We start from the raw sequence: 17,124 nt of genomic DNA, 5'->3' as shown, positions 1-17,124 counted from the left end.
ATCGAAAAATAAAACTTATTGAATATCAAATAATCATTAAAAAACCTTCTCAAATTGATTTGAGAAGGTCCTTATATTCTTAATTATATTTTGTAATTATCTTGTTACGAGAATCTTCTTATTGAATATTGCTTTTCCGGATTCATCAGTAATATTTACAATATAAGCTCCACTCACCAATCCTTTAAGATATACTTTCTCATCCAACGAAGCATCTTTTACAGAAAGATCCTGAGTCATCACATTTTTACCTGACATATCAAAGATATTCAGTTTAATATTACCTTTTATATTCTTATTAGCATGAACGTTGATATAATGCTCATCTACCTTTGTCGGATAAATATCCAGATTAGCTGCCACAGCATTGATACTGGAAGTTTTATCATTCACAAAATATTTACTTGCCAAATCATAAATATGCAGCCCTTGTTCTCCAGGAAGCTGCTTTGCCTGTAAAGTTGCAAGATCTACTTCATACAAGGAAGCTCCTTTAGCACTTGCAATTACCACTTTACCCTGAGCATTTACAGCGGATCCATTTACAGAATAATTATCCGGAATTCCGGTGATTTTACCAACAAACCTAGCTTTTAAATCTTTTGTCAGCACCTTGAAAACATTTCCTGAAGCTGCAAAAACATAGAAGTTATTATCTGCATCAGCAATCATATCTCCACCAAAACCAGTTTCCATAGCTGTAAATGAATTTCTACCGTTAGACGAATCATCCTTGATAATCCCAAGATCATTTACTACATATTGTCCACTTTTTTTACTAATTTCCAGAAACTGTGTTCCGGCATTATTCACAGCATAAATACTCCCATTATACCCTGTTGCCATTCTTGTAATATGAGAATTGATATCACATGATGATACTCTTGCAACAGTATTTTCTACCAACGTAATCTCTTTAGTCTGTGGATTTAAAACATAGATATTAGACGAAAACATAGGCATATACACCAGATTATTATTCGAAGAATCATAAGCCAGGGCAGCCAGAGTTATGGCTTGAGAATTACTGTAAGAGTTTTTATCTTCAGCTACAATACCTCTTCTAGTCTGCGAAAAAACTTTTGTTGAAGAATCGGCAGTAAAAACTTTCTCTCCGGAAGTTCCATTAGCTGCATCAATTGTGCGAAAATCATTGAAAGTAATACTCTGGGTCTCTTTTCCTGCAATCGCAAAGAAATCTTGCTGTGCTTGTGCATTCACACCAAATAACAGTAAAAATAGAGGGAATAAATGTTTTTTCATATTATATATTTTTAGATTCGTAATCATTTTGATATTACTAAGTTACACAATTTTCAAGTTAAAAAACAAAAATCCCGGATATTTGAATAAAGTTGATGATAAATTAATGAATACACAGCTATTATCAGTCATTTCTTCTTCCTGTTTAATCAGTTTGATAGGTGACTGTAATAGTTTAAATGCACTATAACAGATAAGTGAGGAGTAAGATCAGTGAGGTGAGAGGTGATAAGTGATAAGTTATAAGTTATAAATCATACTAATAGCCCTTTTTCCGATTATGTCATTCCGTAGGAATCCAAGTATTAAAGTCTAAAGGATTCAAAGGATAAATTACAGAATTTAAAATGTCTTGTATAGACTCCTGGGGAGTGGAGTATAGGTTATCAATGATAAACGGTAAATGATCCATGGTCTTGGATAACAGTAGGGACAGTCAATCATTATTGATTGTTTATTACTCATTCTTAATGAGTTGGGTATAGTGCTGGGTATAACGCAAAAAAAAATCCTTTATCATATGATAAAGGATTTTTTAAAAATAAAATAAAAACTGGCGGCGGCCTACTCTCCCGCTTTCGCAGTACCATCGGCGCTGGTGGGCTTAACTTCTGTGTTCGGAATGGGAACAGGTGAGCCCCACCGCTAAAACCACCCTAAAGAAGGTATATAAGGCTGCACGGTATAGATAAAAGGATACAGGTTTTACCTGCTTCCCAATAGCTACCATCTGCTACCTGGTTATTTTCGATAAAAACTTTCACAAAGAGGTAACCTTGCTGCACTTTCGTGCGCCATATTAGGCTATAAATCTACGGGTAATTAGTACTACTCGGCTATGACATTACTGTCTTTACACCTGTAGCCTATCAACGTCGTCATCTCCAACGACCCTTAAAAGATGTCTCATCTTGAGGCGAGTTTCGCACTTATATGCTTTCAGTGCTTATCTCTTCCAAACGTAGCTACTCAGCAGTGCACCTGGCGGTACAACTGATACACCAGAGGTTTGTTCAATTCGGTCCTCTCGTACTAGAATCAAGCCCTCTCAAACATCTAACGCCCGCAATAGATAGAGACCGAACTGTCTCACGACGTTCTGAACCCAGCTCGCGTGCCACTTTAATGGGCGAACAGCCCAACCCTTGGGACCTTCTCCAGCCCCAGGATGTGACGAGCCGACATCGAGGTGCCGAACCTCCCCGTCGATGTGAGCTCTTGGGGGAGACTAGCCTGTTATCCCCGGAGTACCTTTTATCCTATGAGCGATGGCCCTTCCATACGGAACCACCGGATCACTATGTCCTGCTTTCGCACCTGATCGACTTGTAGGTCTCACAGTCAAGCACCCTTATGCCATTACACTCTACGCACGGTTACCAAGCGTGCTGAGGGTACCTTTGAAAGCCTCCGTTACTCTTTTGGAGGCGACCACCCCAGTCAAACTACCCACCACGCAATGTCCTTCCCTTAAGAAGTTAGGCTCCAAGTAAGTAAAGGGTGGTATTTCAACGTTGGCTCCACCTACACTAGCGTGCAAGCTTCAAAGCCTCCCACCTATCCTACACATTACTTACTCAAAGTCAATACGAAGTTATAGTAAAGGTTCACAGGGTCTTTTCGTCCCATTGCGGGTAATCGGCATCTTCACCGATACTACAATTTCACAGAGCTCATGGTTGAGACAGTGCCCAGATCGTTACACCATTCGTGCAGGTCGGAACTTACCCGACAAGGAATTTCGCTACCTTAGGACCGTTATAGTTACGGCCGCCGTTTACTGGGGCTTCAGTCAATGCCTTCGGTTTAACCCTAAGCACCTTCCTTAACCTTCCAGCACCGGGCAGGTGTCAGACCCTATACTGCATCTTTCGATTTTGCAGAGTCCTGTGTTTTTGATAAACAGTCGCCTGGGCCTCTTTACTGCGGCCACCATTGCTGATGGCGTCTCTTCTCCCGAAGTTACGAGACTATTTTGCCTAGTTCCTTAACCATGATTCACTCTAGCACCTTAGGATTCTCTCCTCGACTACCTGTGTCGGTTTTGGTACGGGTTGCTTCACTTCGGCTTTTCTTGGAAGCACTTTCCCTACAGCAGCTTCGCCCGAAGGCTAGGCCTTGACTATTCCGTCAGTCTCCAGTAAGTACGGCACTCCGTCCCCTTTTTAGTGTGAGCAAGTATGGGAATATTAACCCATTGTCCATCCACTACCCCTTTCGGGTTCGCGTTAGGTCCCGACTAACCCTCAGCTGATTAGCATGGCTGAGGAAACCTTAGTCTTTCGGTGAGCGGGTTTCTCGCCCGCTTTATCGTTACTTATGCCTACATTTTCTTTTCTATCCGCTCCACAATACCTCACAGTACTGCTTCAGCGCAAATAGAATGCTCTCCTACCAGATGTACATAAAGTACAAATCCATAGCTTCGGTAATATGTTTATGCCCGATTATTATCCATGCCGGACCGCTCGACTAGTGAGCTGTTACGCACTCTTTAAATGAATGGCTGCTTCCAAGCCAACATCCTAGCTGTCAATGCAGTCCAACCGCGTTGTTTCAACTTAACATATATTTTGGGACCTTAGCTGTTGGTCTGGGTTCTTTCCCTCTCGGACATGGACCTTAGCACCCATGCCCTCACTGCCGTAGAACATTTATTAGCATTCGGAGTTTGTCAGGAATTGGTAGGCGATGAAACCCCCGCATCCAATCAGTAGCTCTACCTCTAATAAACTTATATACGACGCTGCACCTAAATGCATTTCGGAGAGTACGAGCTATCTCCCAGTTTGATTGGCCTTTCACCCCTACCCACAGGTCATCCGAAGACTTTTCAACGTCAACCGGTTCGGTCCTCCACTCTGTGTTACCAGAGCTTCAACCTGCCCATGGGTAGATCACAAGGTTTCGCGTCTAATCCTACTAACTATACGCCCTATTCAGACTCGCTTTCGCTCCGGCTCCGGTACTTAATACCTTAACCTCGCTAGTAAAATTAACTCGTAGGCTCATTATGCAAAAGGCACGCCGTCACAGCTTAATGCTGCTCCGACCGCTTGTAGGCGTACGGTTTCAGGTTCTATTTCACCCTTCTATTCGAAGTGCTTTTCACCTTTCCTTCACAGTACTTGTTCACTATCGGTCTTTCAGGAGTATTTAGCCTTGGAGGATGGTCCCCCCATATTCAGACAGGATTTCACGTGTCCCGCCCTACTCATTTATCACTCAAATATGCCTTTCATATACGGGGCTATCACCCTCTACGGCTGTTCTTTCCAGAACATTCTATTAAACATATATCAGCTTTTGGGCTAATCCGCTTTCGCTCGCCACTACTTACGGAATCTCTTCGATTTCTTTTCCTCCGGGTACTTAGATGTTTCAGTTCTCCGGGTTTGCTCCTCTTACGAGGTGACTGGTCTTCAACCAGCCGGGTTGCCCCATTCGGACATCTGCGGATCAATTCGTGTGTGCCAATCCCCGCAGCTTTTCGCAGCTTACCACGTCCTTCGTCGCCTCTGAAAGCCTAGGCATCCGCCATACGCCCTTAACGATTTCTTTCCTAATAATTATATTAGTTCAGTATTTTTTGATAAATTTAATTTATCGATATTTTTATAAACTCGGCACTCGAAAGTGCTCGGTTATCTCTTTGTGATGTCTTTACCGTTAATGTCAATGATCTTAAATTCTTTTTGTACAACTGATGAACAGATATTGTTTTTGGCTCTATCCGTAACTTTTAAATCAGTCTTCCAAAACTGTGGAGAATAAGGGAGTCGAACCCTTGACCTCCTGCGTGCAAGGCAGGCGCTCTAGCCAGCTGAGCTAATTCCCCCTCTAGTTGCTGTTGGCTATTTGCTTCTGGCTTCTGGCATTTTTGCCATCAGCTATAAGCTATTTGCCAGCCGCTTTAATTAGTAGTCTCGGGCAGGCTCGAACTGCCGACCTCTACATTATCAGTGTAGCGCTCTAACCAGCTGAGCTACGAGACTTTATATGAGTTATGGGGATGAGTAAGTAAGTTATACTTTTCCTCTTCTTCATTTCTCAATCTCTTTCCCTATACTAATTTCTAGTGGGTGTTGTATTTTTTATATAACCAACCAAACAAAAAACTAAAGCTTTACTTTGAAGTAAGTGCATGGTACATTTAAGTACCTTTGTTTTTTTATCGTCTTACGACGCTCTAAAATGAGATGTTCCAGCCGCACCTTCCGGTACGGCTACCTTGTTACGACTTAGCCCTAGTTACCTGTTTTACCCTAGGCAGCTCCTTTTACGGTCACCGACTTCAGGTACCCCAGACTTCCATGGCTTGACGGGCGGTGTGTACAAGGCCCGGGAACGTATTCACCGCGCCATGGCTGATGCGCGATTACTAGCGATTCCAGCTTCATAGAGTCGAGTTGCAGACTCCAATCCGAACTGAGACCAGCTTTCGAGATTTGCATCACGTCACCGTGTAGCTGCCCTCTGTACTGGCCATTGTATTACGTGTGTGGCCCAAGGCGTAAGGGCCGTGATGATTTGACGTCATCCCCACCTTCCTCTCTACTTGCGTAGGCAGTCTCACTAGAGTCCCCAACTTAATGATGGCAACTAGTGACAGGGGTTGCGCTCGTTGCAGGACTTAACCTAACACCTCACGGCACGAGCTGACGACAACCATGCAGCACCTTGAAAAATGTCCGAAGAAAAGTCTATTTCTAAACCTGTCATTTCCCATTTAAGCCTTGGTAAGGTTCCTCGCGTATCATCGAATTAAACCACATAATCCACCGCTTGTGCGGGCCCCCGTCAATTCCTTTGAGTTTCATTCTTGCGAACGTACTCCCCAGGTGGCTAACTTATCACTTTCGCTTAGTCTCTGATTCCGAAAAACCAAAAACGAGTTAGCATCGTTTACGGCGTGGACTACCAGGGTATCTAATCCTGTTCGCTCCCCACGCTTTCGTCCATCAGCGTCAGTTGTTGCTTAGTAACCTGCCTTCGCAATTGGTGTTCTAAGTAATATCTATGCATTTCACCGCTACACTACTTATTCCAGCTACTTCAACAACACTCAAGACCTGCAGTATCAATGGCAGTTTCACAGTTAAGCTGTGAGATTTCACCACTGACTTACAGATCCGCCTACGGACCCTTTAAACCCAATAAATCCGGATAACGCTTGCACCCTCCGTATTACCGCGGCTGCTGGCACGGAGTTAGCCGGTGCTTATTCGTATAGTACCTTCAGCTACCCTCACGAGGGTAGGTTTATCCCTATACAAAAGAAGTTTACAACCCATAGGGCCGTCGTCCTTCACGCGGGATGGCTGGATCAGGCTCTCACCCATTGTCCAATATTCCTCACTGCTGCCTCCCGTAGGAGTCTGGTCCGTGTCTCAGTACCAGTGTGGGGGATCACCCTCTCAGGCCCCCTAAAGATCGTTGACTTGGTGAGCCGTTACCTCACCAACTATCTAATCTTGCGCGTGCCCATCTCTATCCACCGGAGTTTTCAATTTAAAATGATGCCATTCTAAATATTATGGGGTATTAATCTCCCTTTCGAAAGGCTATCCCCCAGATAAAGGCAGGTTGCACACGTGTTCCGCACCCGTACGCCGCTCTCTCATTTCCGAAGAAACAATACCGCTCGGCTTGCATGTGTTAGGCCTCCCGCTAGCGTTCATCCTGAGCCAGGATCAAACTCTCCATTGTATGTTTGTCTGACTCACTCAAAGTTTTTTTACGCTTTAGTTTTTCCTTACTTGGTTGTTATATTGTATGTCAATGATCTTTATATCTTTCGCTTTGTAACGAAGCACTCTCTTCTGTCAGTGGCGCTCCGTATTTGCGAGTGCAAAAGTAAAACTTTATTTCTTAATGACCAAATGTTTTGAAAGAAAATTTTAAAGTTTTTTAAGTAACCTTAATCCCTCTCCTAAACCTCAATCACTCTACTCCTGCGCTCCCTTTATTTGGGACTGCAAAGATACAAACTCTTTTTAAACTCGCAACTTTTTTTGATAAAAAAATTAAAGTTTTTTGTCTGCCTCTTGTTGAAGTATCATAATGTCTATGCTTATCTAAAAGCTCTCCTGCGCTACTGTATTACTCTCGTTTTTCAGTGGGGCAAAGATAACAACTTATTGCAACGCAAAACAACTTTATTTAACATAAAAATACGAAAAGTGGATAACTATTTCCGTATACATATGTTATTCAGACGATTAATTACAATTTATACTTATCCACAATGAGTATTCAGAAATGAATATCATTAAAATACATATATAAGATTTAATTCTAATGCGTAAATCTCCAAAAGCAATTGCATTTATATGGGACATTTATCATAGCAATATACTTAATCCAGTGCCTCAAAGCGGACAAAAATTTTATAGAATATAATTTACATACTGGAAATGTATCAAACTATAAATTTATTTGGTTCTAAGATTCAAACATGAAATTAAATTGAAGGTAGATTATATAGATTCTAGAGTGTACAAGCAATACGGCACTTTATACTATGTACAAAATAAAGGCAAAGATTTATATAGTTTTGTAAGTTATGAATTATGAGTTGTGAGATTCTGGTATGAACTGTGGATGAGAAATGATAAGTTCTAAATCGAACTAATATCCCTTTTTCCGATTATGTCATTCCGTAGGAATCAAAGCTTATTTATTAGAATCTTCAGGTTTCTTATAATTCAGACGATTTGGATTGTTGAGACTCCTGCGGAGTGACAATTGGAGTGGGTGCTGTCCATCATAAGTGATAAGTAATCAATGATAATTGATGCATTATCTGTTACTGATTACTCATCAGTATATATATATTGATTTTCGGGATGGGGATGGGATAGCTATAACGCAAAAAAAAATCCTTCATCATAAGATAAAGGATTTTTTAAAAATAAAATAAAAACTGGCGGCGGCCTACTCTCCCGCTTTCGCAGTACCATCGGCGCTGGTGGGCTTAACTTCTGTGTTCGGAATGGGAACAGGTGAGCCCCACCGCTAAAACCACCCTAAAGAAGGTATATAAGGCTGCACGGTATAGGTAAAAGGATACAGGTTTTCCCTGCTTCCCAATAGCTACCATCTGCTACCTGGTTATTTTCGATAAAAACTTTCACAAAGAGGTAACCTTGCTGCACTTTCGTGCGCCATATTAGGCTATAAATCTACGGGTAATTAGTACTACTCGGCTATGACATTACTGTCTTTACACCTGTAGCCTATCAACGTCGTCATCTCCAACGACCCTTAAAAGATGTCTCATCTTGAGGCGAGTTTCGCACTTATATGCTTTCAGTGCTTATCTCTTCCAAACGTAGCTACTCAGCAGTGCACCTGGCGGTACAACTGATACACCAGAGGTTTGTTCAATTCGGTCCTCTCGTACTAGAATCAAGCCCTCTCAAACATCTAACGCCCGCAATAGATAGAGACCGAACTGTCTCACGACGTTCTGAACCCAGCTCGCGTGCCACTTTAATGGGCGAACAGCCCAACCCTTGGGACCTTCTCCAGCCCCAGGATGTGACGAGCCGACATCGAGGTGCCGAACCTCCCCGTCGATGTGAGCTCTTGGGGGAGACTAGCCTGTTATCCCCGGAGTACCTTTTATCCTATGAGCGATGGCCCTTCCATACGGAACCACCGGATCACTATGTCCTGCTTTCGCACCTGATCGACTTGTAGGTCTCACAGTCAAGCACCCTTATGCCATTACACTCTACGCACGGTTACCAAGCGTGCTGAGGGTACCTTTGAAAGCCTCCGTTACTCTTTTGGAGGCGACCACCCCAGTCAAACTACCCACCACGCAATGTCCTTCCCTTAAGAAGTTAGGCTCCAAGTAAGTAAAGGGTGGTATTTCAACGTTGGCTCCACCTACACTAGCGTGCAAGCTTCAAAGCCTCCCACCTATCCTACACATTACTTACTCAAAGTCAATACGAAGTTATAGTAAAGGTTCACAGGGTCTTTTCGTCCCATTGCGGGTAATCGGCATCTTCACCGATACTACAATTTCACAGAGCTCATGGTTGAGACAGTGCCCAGATCGTTACACCATTCGTGCAGGTCGGAACTTACCCGACAAGGAATTTCGCTACCTTAGGACCGTTATAGTTACGGCCGCCGTTTACTGGGGCTTCAGTCAATGCCTTCGGTTTAACCCTAAGCACCTTCCTTAACCTTCCAGCACCGGGCAGGTGTCAGACCCTATACTGCATCTTTCGATTTTGCAGAGTCCTGTGTTTTTGATAAACAGTCGCCTGGGCCTCTTTACTGCGGCCACCATTGCTGATGGCGTCTCTTCTCCCGAAGTTACGAGACTATTTTGCCTAGTTCCTTAACCATGATTCACTCTAGCACCTTAGGATTCTCTCCTCGACTACCTGTGTCGGTTTTGGTACGGGTTGCTTCACTTCGGCTTTTCTTGGAAGCACTTTCCCTACAGCAGCTTCGCCCGAAGGCTAGGCCTTGACTATTCCGTCAGTCTCCAGTAAGTACGGCACTCCGTCCCCTTTTTAGTGTGAGCAAGTATGGGAATATTAACCCATTGTCCATCCACTACCCCTTTCGGGTTCGCGTTAGGTCCCGACTAACCCTCAGCTGATTAGCATGGCTGAGGAAACCTTAGTCTTTCGGTGAGCGGGTTTCTCGCCCGCTTTATCGTTACTTATGCCTACATTTTCTTTTCTATCCGCTCCACAATACCTCACAGTACTGCTTCAGCGCAAATAGAATGCTCTCCTACCAGATGTACATAAAGTACAAATCCATAGCTTCGGTAATATGTTTATGCCCGATTATTATCCATGCCGGACCGCTCGACTAGTGAGCTGTTACGCACTCTTTAAATGAATGGCTGCTTCCAAGCCAACATCCTAGCTGTCAATGCAGTCCAACCGCGTTGTTTCAACTTAACATATATTTTGGGACCTTAGCTGTTGGTCTGGGTTCTTTCCCTCTCGGACATGGACCTTAGCACCCATGCCCTCACTGCCGTAGAACATTTATTAGCATTCGGAGTTTGTCAGGAATTGGTAGGCGATGAAACCCCCGCATCCAATCAGTAGCTCTACCTCTAATAAACTTATATACGACGCTGCACCTAAATGCATTTCGGAGAGTACGAGCTATCTCCCAGTTTGATTGGCCTTTCACCCCTACCCACAGGTCATCCGAAGACTTTTCAACGTCAACCGGTTCGGTCCTCCACTCTGTGTTACCAGAGCTTCAACCTGCCCATGGGTAGATCACAAGGTTTCGCGTCTAATCCTACTAACTATACGCCCTATTCAGACTCGCTTTCGCTCCGGCTCCGGTACTTAATACCTTAACCTCGCTAGTAAAATTAACTCGTAGGCTCATTATGCAAAAGGCACGCCGTCACAGCTTAATGCTGCTCCGACCGCTTGTAGGCGTACGGTTTCAGGTTCTATTTCACCCTTCTATTCGAAGTGCTTTTCACCTTTCCTTCACAGTACTTGTTCACTATCGGTCTTTCAGGAGTATTTAGCCTTGGAGGATGGTCCCCCCATATTCAGACAGGATTTCACGTGTCCCGCCCTACTCATTTATCACTCAAATATGCCTTTCATATACGGGGCTATCACCCTCTACGGCTGTTCTTTCCAGAACATTCTATTAAACATATATCAGCTTTTGGGCTAATCCGCTTTCGCTCGCCACTACTTACGGAATCTCTTCGATTTCTTTTCCTCCGGGTACTTAGATGTTTCAGTTCTCCGGGTTTGCTCCTCTTACGAGGTGACTGGTCTTCAACCAGCCGGGTTGCCCCATTCGGACATCTGCGGATCAATTCGTGTGTGCCAATCCCCGCAGCTTTTCGCAGCTTACCACGTCCTTCGTCGCCTCTGAAAGCCTAGGCATCCGCCATACGCCCTTAACGATTTCTTTCCTAATAATTATATTAGTTCAGTATTTTTTGATAAATTTAATTTATCGATATTTTTATAAACTCGGCACTCGAAAGTGCTCGGTTATCTCTTTGTGATGTCTTTACCGTTAATGTCAATGATCTTAAATTCTTTTTGTACAACTGATGAACAGATATTGTTTTTGGCTCTATCCGTAACTTTTAAATCAGTCTTCCAAAACTGTGGAGAATAAGGGAGTCGAACCCTTGACCTCCTGCGTGCAAGGCAGGCGCTCTAGCCAGCTGAGCTAATTCCCCCTCTAGTTGCTGTTGGCTATTTGCTTCTGGCTTCTGGCATTTTTGCCATCAGCTATAAGCTATTTGCCAGCCGCTTTAATTAGTAGTCTCGGGCAGGCTCGAACTGCCGACCTCTACATTATCAGTGTAGCGCTCTAACCAGCTGAGCTACGAGACTTTATATGAGTTATGGGGATGAGTAAGTAAGTTATACTTTTCCTCTTCTTCATTTCTCAATCTCTTTCCCTATACTAATTTCTAGTGGGTGTTGTATTTTTTATATAACCAACCAAACAAAAAACTAAAGCTTTACTTTGAAGTAAGTGCATGGTACATTTAAGTACCTTTGTTTTTTTATCGTCTTACGACGCTCTAAAATGAGATGTTCCAGCCGCACCTTCCGGTACGGCTACCTTGTTACGACTTAGCCCTAGTTACCTGTTTTACCCTAGGCAGCTCCTTTTACGGTCACCGACTTCAGGTACCCCAGACTTCCATGGCTTGACGGGCGGTGTGTACAAGGCCCGGGAACGTATTCACCGCGCCATGGCTGATGCGCGATTACTAGCGATTCCAGCTTCATAGAGTCGAGTTGCAGACTCCAATCCGAACTGAGACCAGCTTTCGAGATTTGCATCACGTCACCGTGTAGCTGCCCTCTGTACTGGCCATTGTATTACGTGTGTGGCCCAAGGCGTAAGGGCCGTGATGATTTGACGTCATCCCCACCTTCCTCTCTACTTGCGTAGGCAGTCTCACTAGAGTCCCCAACTTAATGATGGCAACTAGTGACAGGGGTTGCGCTCGTTGCAGGACTTAACCTAACACCTCACGGCACGAGCTGACGACAACCATGCAGCACCTTGAAAAATGTCCGAAGAAAAGTCTATTTCTAAACCTGTCATTTCCCATTTAAGCCTTGGTAAGGTTCCTCGCGTATCATCGAATTAAACCACATAATCCACCGCTTGTGCGGGCCCCCGTCAATTCCTTTGAGTTTCATTCTTGCGAACGTACTCCCCAGGTGGCTAACTTATCACTTTCGCTTAGTCTCTGATTCCGAAAAACCAAAAACGAGTTAGCATCGTTTACGGCGTGGACTACCAGGGTATCTAATCCTGTTCGCTCCCCACGCTTTCGTCCATCAGCGTCAGTTGTTGCTTAGTAACCTGCCTTCGCAATTGGTGTTCTAAGTAATATCTATGCATTTCACCGCTACACTACTTATTCCAGCTACTTCAACAACACTCAAGACCTGCAGTATCAATGGCAGTTTCACAGTTAAGCTGTGAGATTTCACCACTGACTTACAGATCCGCCTACGGACCCTTTAAACCCAATAAATCCGGATAACGCTTGCACCCTCCGTATTACCGCGGCTGCTGGCACGGAGTTAGCCGGTGCTTATTCGTATAGTACCTTCAGCTACCCTCACGAGGGTAGGTTTATCCCTATACAAAAGAAGTTTACAACCCATAGGGCCGTCGTCCTTCACGCGGGATGGCTGGATCAGGCTCTCACCCATTGTCCAATATTCCTCACTGCTGCCTCCCGTAGGAGTCTGGTCCGTGTCTCAGTACCAGTGTGGGGGATCACCCTCTCAGGCCCCCTAAAGATCGTTGACTTGGTGAGCCGTTACCTCACCAACTATCTAATCTTGCGCGTGCCCATCTCTATCCACCGGAGTTTTCAATTTAAAATGATGCCATTCTAAATATTATGGGGTATTAATCTCCCTTTCGAAAGGCTATCCCCCAGATAAAGGCAGGTTGCACACGTGTTCCGCACCCGTACGCCGCTCTCTCATTTCCGAAGAAACAATACCGCTCGGCTTGCATGTGTTAGGCCTCCCGCTAGCGTTCATCCTGAGCCAGGATCAAACTCTCCATTGTATGTTTGTCTGACTCACTCAAAGTTTTTTTACGCTTTAGTTTTTCCTTACTTGGTTGTTATATTGTATGTCAATGATCTTTATATCTTTCGCTTTGTAACGAAGCACTCTCTTCTGTCAGTGGCGCTCCGTATTTGCGAGTGCAAAAGTAAAACTTTATTTCTTAATGACCAAATGTTTTGAAAGAAAATTTTAAAGTTTTTTAAGTAACCTTAATCCCTCTCCTAAACCTCAATCACTCTACTCCTGCGCTCCCTTTATTTGGGACTGCAAAGATACAAACTCTTTTTAAACTCGCAACTTTTTTTGATAAAAAAATTAAAGTTTTTTGTCTGCCTCTTGTTGAAGTATCATAATGTCTATGCTTATCTAAAAGCTCTCCTGCGCTACTGTATTACTCTCGTTTTTCAGTGGGGCAAAGATAACAACTTATTGCAACGCAAAACAACTTTATTTAACATAAATTTTACACACCCGTAATATTTAACCCTAATACACTGGAACGCAGAGAGAAAAATTTTAAACATTTGTTTGGGAGATTCAAGGGAGCGCTTTGAGGGAGAAGAAATCATGAGTAATGGGGTAATGAAAGATACAGTCTATTATATATATATAAGATAAAGGGAAGGTTGGGGGAAAGGTGCAAGGGGAAGCTTTTATAAAACAGGCTCCCTTCGTCTACGCTCAGGATAATAGTGCGTTCTTATGGAATGAGTACTGGTTAACCACAGATCACGCATTTGCACAGATGATGATGTATATTTAGTATAGGGTATTTCGGGGGAATTCATAATTCATAATTTATAATTCATCATTAACCTCCCCCTAGCCCTGATAGAAATGGGTACCCCGCAGCATGCGTTGGAGAGCAGGCGGATTTGAGAATCGCACAGCCCGGGCGTGAGGAGTATGAATGCATAGCAGGAAATAGCTCCTGAAAAAGATCATCTGTATAATAATGGATAAGATATATTTTCCGAAATGGTTCCAAAAAAAACATTCCGTAAGAATCCTACGCGTGGGACTCCTACGGAATGTTTTATAAAATAAAGTTATATTTTTAGTTCAGAACGTATGATGTTCCATCTCTTCCGTCTTTTAATTCGATTCCTTCTGCAAGCAGTTTGTCTCTGATCTGATCTGAAAGGTCAAAATTCTTGGATTTTCTTGCCTGATTTCTCAGTTCAATTAAAACTTTTAAAGTTTGATCAAGTTTTTCATTGTTATTTTCTTCCACGGTCTGTAATCCCAGAACGTCAAAGATAAAGGCATTCAATGTTGACTTTAAATCTTCTAGATCTGCAGTTGAAATTGTTTCTTTACCATCGTTCAAGGCAAAGATGTATTTCACAGCTTCAAACAGGTGAGCAATCAGGATTGGTGAATTGAAATCATCAGTCAAAGCTTCATATGCTTTATCTTTCCATTCTTTCAGGCTGAAACCGGATTGTCTGGTATCATCAGGGGTAATTGAGTTCAATACTTTCACCGCTTCCATCAATCTGATGAATCCTTTTTCGCTGGCTATCATTGCGTCGTTTGAAATATCCAAAACACTTCTGTAGTGTGCCTGCAGGAAGCAGAAACGTACAATTGAAGGGTGGAAAGGTTTTTCAAAGAAGTCATTATCTCCTGTAACCAACTGCATCGGAAGGATATAGTTCCCTGTAGATTTGCTCATACGCTGAGAATTCATTGTCAACATATTGGCATGCATCCAATAGTTTACCGGTGCTGCATCATTACAAGCTTTTCCTTGTGCAATTTCACATTCGTGGTGAGGGAATTTAAGGTCCATTCCTCCTCCATGGATATCAAATGTTTCACCTAAATACTTCGTACTCATTGCAGTACATTCAAGGTGCCATCCTGGAAAACCTTCTCCCCAAGGGGAATTCCATCTCATAATGTGAGCCGGAGATGCTTTTTTCCACAATGCAAAATCCTGCGGGTTTTTCTTTTCTCCCTGTCCGTCAAGATCTCTGGTATTGGCGAAAAGTTCTTCTATATTACGTTTTGAAAGTTCGCCATAGTTCAATCCTCTTTTGTTGTATTCTAATACATCGAAGTATACTGAACCGTTGCTTTCGTAGGCAAATCCTTTTTCAATAAGTTTTTGAGTCAATTCGATCTGCTCCACAATATGTCCTGTAGCAGTAGGTTCGATATTGGGTGGCAAAAGATTGAACATATCCAATACTTTATGGAAATCAACTGTATATTTCTGTACAATTTCCATAGGCTCCAGCTTTTCAAGTCTGGTTTGCTTTACGAATCTGTCGTTATCTACATTCCCATCGTCAGTAAGGTGACCAGCATCTGTAATATTTCTTACATATCTTACTTTATACCCCAAATGCGTCAAGGTACGGTAGATAAAATCGAAGGAAAGGAAAGTTCTTACATTTCCTAAATGCACATTGCTGTATACTGTAGGTCCGCAGACATACATTCCGACATTTCCTTCTAAAATAGGTTTGAATATTTCTTTTTCCGCTGTAAGGGAGTTATATATTTTTAATTGCATTTATTTTTAAGTTAAAAGATTTAATGATTTTAAAGATTCAAAAATTAGTTAAAAATTACTTTTGTCACAACAAATAATTGTTGTGATAAAAATCTTATGTGAAACTTTTTTAAATTTTATCATAATTAAATCGCTTTTAAATGATGCTGCAGATGGTCTACATAATCATTAATAATAAACTCCAATGTAAAAACCTGAGGTTCTATTTTGGTTGTATCACAAGTTCTCTGTAATGCGTCATCGGGAATATTTTCAACTACATGAACAATCTGGTAGTTCAAAGACTTCCACAGATCAATAAGATCCGAAGTAGGAACATTCTGATAGTTCTGAGCTTTTACCCAGATATTCTGATCATATACGATATTCTCGTTCTCTTTATATTGGGTTACGACAAATCTACGGATATTTGTTAAAGCACTGTCACAAAGATGGCCTATAATTTCTTTTTTAGACCATTTTTCTTGAGAGCTTCTGTATGACCATTCTTCTTCAGGGATATTCTGAAATCTCTGAAGTTCGGCATCAATAATATTTTTAAGAATTTGGTAGTTCATTGATTAATAATCCAATTTTGCATGGCTTCCTACGTAATGCAGAAATTCCTGTCTTGTAATAGGGTTTGTTCTGAAAATACCACTCAATTCTGCAGTAATGGTAGAACTTGCCGTGTCTTTTATTCCTCTGCAGTTGACACAAAGGTGCTTTGCATCAATGATACACGCAACATCTTTTGTCCCCAAAGCTTCTTTTAAAGCATCTACAATCTGCATGGTAAGTCTTTCCTGAACCTGTGGTCTTTTCGCATAGTAATCAACAATTCTGTTTATTTTTGAAAGGCCGATTACTTCCCCATTGGAAATATAAGCAACATGGGCTCTTCCTATGATGGGTAAAAAGTGATGTTCGCAGAAAGAATATACGGTGATATCTTTTTCCACCAGCATCTGGCGGTATTTGTATTTATTGGAGAAAGTGGAAATCCCTGGTTTATTTTCAGGAAGAAGTCCTCCGAAAATCTCATTCACATACATTTTGGCAACACGTCTTGGAGAATCTTTCAGAGAATCATCTGTCATGTCCATTCCTAATGTTTCCATAATCTCGCCAAAAAGCTCAGTAATTTTTTCTATTTTTTCCTGTGGCGATTTATCAAAAGCATCTTTCCTTATAGGCGTATGTTCTTTTCCAGTGAAAATATCATCGTCGTTATCAGTAAAATCAACCATTTTTATTTAATTTGCAGCAAAAATA

Annotated in this window: 4 protein-coding genes, 4 tRNA genes and 6 rRNA genes; all 14 read right to left on the bottom strand. The window is 42.4% G+C overall.

Annotated features, from left to right (window positions below):
• Positions 1–96: 96 nt before the first annotated feature.
• The 14 genes from CHRYMOREF3P_RS16740 to folE all read right to left on the bottom strand — a co-directional run bounded on the left by CHRYMOREF3P_RS16740 (position 97) and on the right by folE (position 17,099).
• Positions 97–1,263, bottom strand: a complete 1,167-nt coding sequence (locus CHRYMOREF3P_RS16740) for a T9SS type A sorting domain-containing protein (protein ID WP_180565078.1) — start codon at positions 1,261–1,263, stop codon at positions 97–99.
• Positions 1,264–1,814: 551 nt separating this feature from the next.
• A 5S ribosomal RNA gene (rrf, locus tag CHRYMOREF3P_RS16735) occupies positions 1,815–1,922 on the bottom strand.
• A 143-nt stretch (positions 1,923–2,065) separates the two neighbouring features.
• Positions 2,066–4,824: ribosomal RNA gene (locus CHRYMOREF3P_RS16730) — 23S ribosomal RNA — on the bottom strand.
• A gap of 203 nt (positions 4,825–5,027) precedes the next feature.
• Positions 5,028–5,101 (bottom strand) — tRNA-Ala (locus CHRYMOREF3P_RS16725).
• A gap of 83 nt (positions 5,102–5,184) precedes the next feature.
• Positions 5,185–5,258: transfer RNA gene (locus CHRYMOREF3P_RS16720), tRNA-Ile, on the bottom strand.
• A gap of 197 nt (positions 5,259–5,455) precedes the next feature.
• Positions 5,456–6,972: ribosomal RNA gene (locus CHRYMOREF3P_RS16715) — 16S ribosomal RNA — on the bottom strand.
• A gap of 1,214 nt (positions 6,973–8,186) precedes the next feature.
• Positions 8,187–8,294 (bottom strand): 5S ribosomal RNA (gene rrf / locus CHRYMOREF3P_RS16710).
• A gap of 143 nt (positions 8,295–8,437) precedes the next feature.
• Positions 8,438–11,196: ribosomal RNA gene (locus CHRYMOREF3P_RS16705) — 23S ribosomal RNA — on the bottom strand.
• Between the two features lie 203 nt (positions 11,197–11,399).
• Positions 11,400–11,473, bottom strand: a tRNA-Ala gene (locus CHRYMOREF3P_RS16700).
• Between the two features lie 83 nt (positions 11,474–11,556).
• Positions 11,557–11,630 (bottom strand) — tRNA-Ile (locus CHRYMOREF3P_RS16695).
• A gap of 197 nt (positions 11,631–11,827) precedes the next feature.
• Positions 11,828–13,344 (bottom strand): 16S ribosomal RNA (locus CHRYMOREF3P_RS16690).
• The 16S, 23S and 5S rRNA genes sit together here with 4 tRNA genes alongside, the layout of an rRNA operon.
• A gap of 1,059 nt (positions 13,345–14,403) precedes the next feature.
• Complete coding sequence (gene cysS / locus CHRYMOREF3P_RS16685) at positions 14,404–15,870, bottom strand: cysteine--tRNA ligase (RefSeq protein WP_180565077.1); 1,467 nt, start codon at positions 15,868–15,870, stop codon at positions 14,404–14,406.
• A gap of 125 nt (positions 15,871–15,995) precedes the next feature.
• Positions 15,996–16,427 carry a DinB family protein gene (locus tag CHRYMOREF3P_RS16680; RefSeq protein ID WP_077413653.1) on the bottom strand — a complete coding sequence of 144 codons (432 nt, stop codon included), beginning with the start codon at positions 16,425–16,427 and terminating at the stop codon, positions 15,996–15,998.
• A gap of 3 nt (positions 16,428–16,430) precedes the next feature.
• Complete coding sequence (gene folE, locus CHRYMOREF3P_RS16675; protein ID WP_047376638.1) at positions 16,431–17,099, bottom strand: GTP cyclohydrolase I FolE; 669 nt, start codon at positions 17,097–17,099, stop codon at positions 16,431–16,433.
• Positions 17,100–17,124 lie beyond the last annotated feature (25 nt).

This window comes from Chryseobacterium sp. JV274 (assembly GCF_903969135.1).
Taxonomy (GTDB): Bacteria; Bacteroidota; Bacteroidia; order Flavobacteriales; family Weeksellaceae; genus Chryseobacterium.
The sequence above is the reverse complement of the archived record's forward strand: the minus strand, read 5'-3'. Positions and strand labels throughout refer to the sequence as shown.

Excerpts from the sequence above, each read along its gene's own strand:
- CHRYMOREF3P_RS16680 (WP_077413653.1), bottom strand. The coding sequence starts at position 16,427 with ATGAACTACCAAATTCTTAAAAATATTATTGATGCCGAACTTCAGAGA.
- cysS (WP_180565077.1), bottom strand. The coding sequence starts at position 15,870 with ATGCAATTAAAAATATATAACTCCCTTACAGCGGAAAAAGAAATATTC.
- folE (WP_047376638.1), bottom strand. The coding sequence starts at position 17,099 with ATGGTTGATTTTACTGATAACGACGATGATATTTTCACTGGAAAAGAA.
- CHRYMOREF3P_RS16740 (WP_180565078.1), bottom strand. The coding sequence starts at position 1,263 with ATGAAAAAACATTTATTCCCTCTATTTTTACTGTTATTTGGTGTGAAT.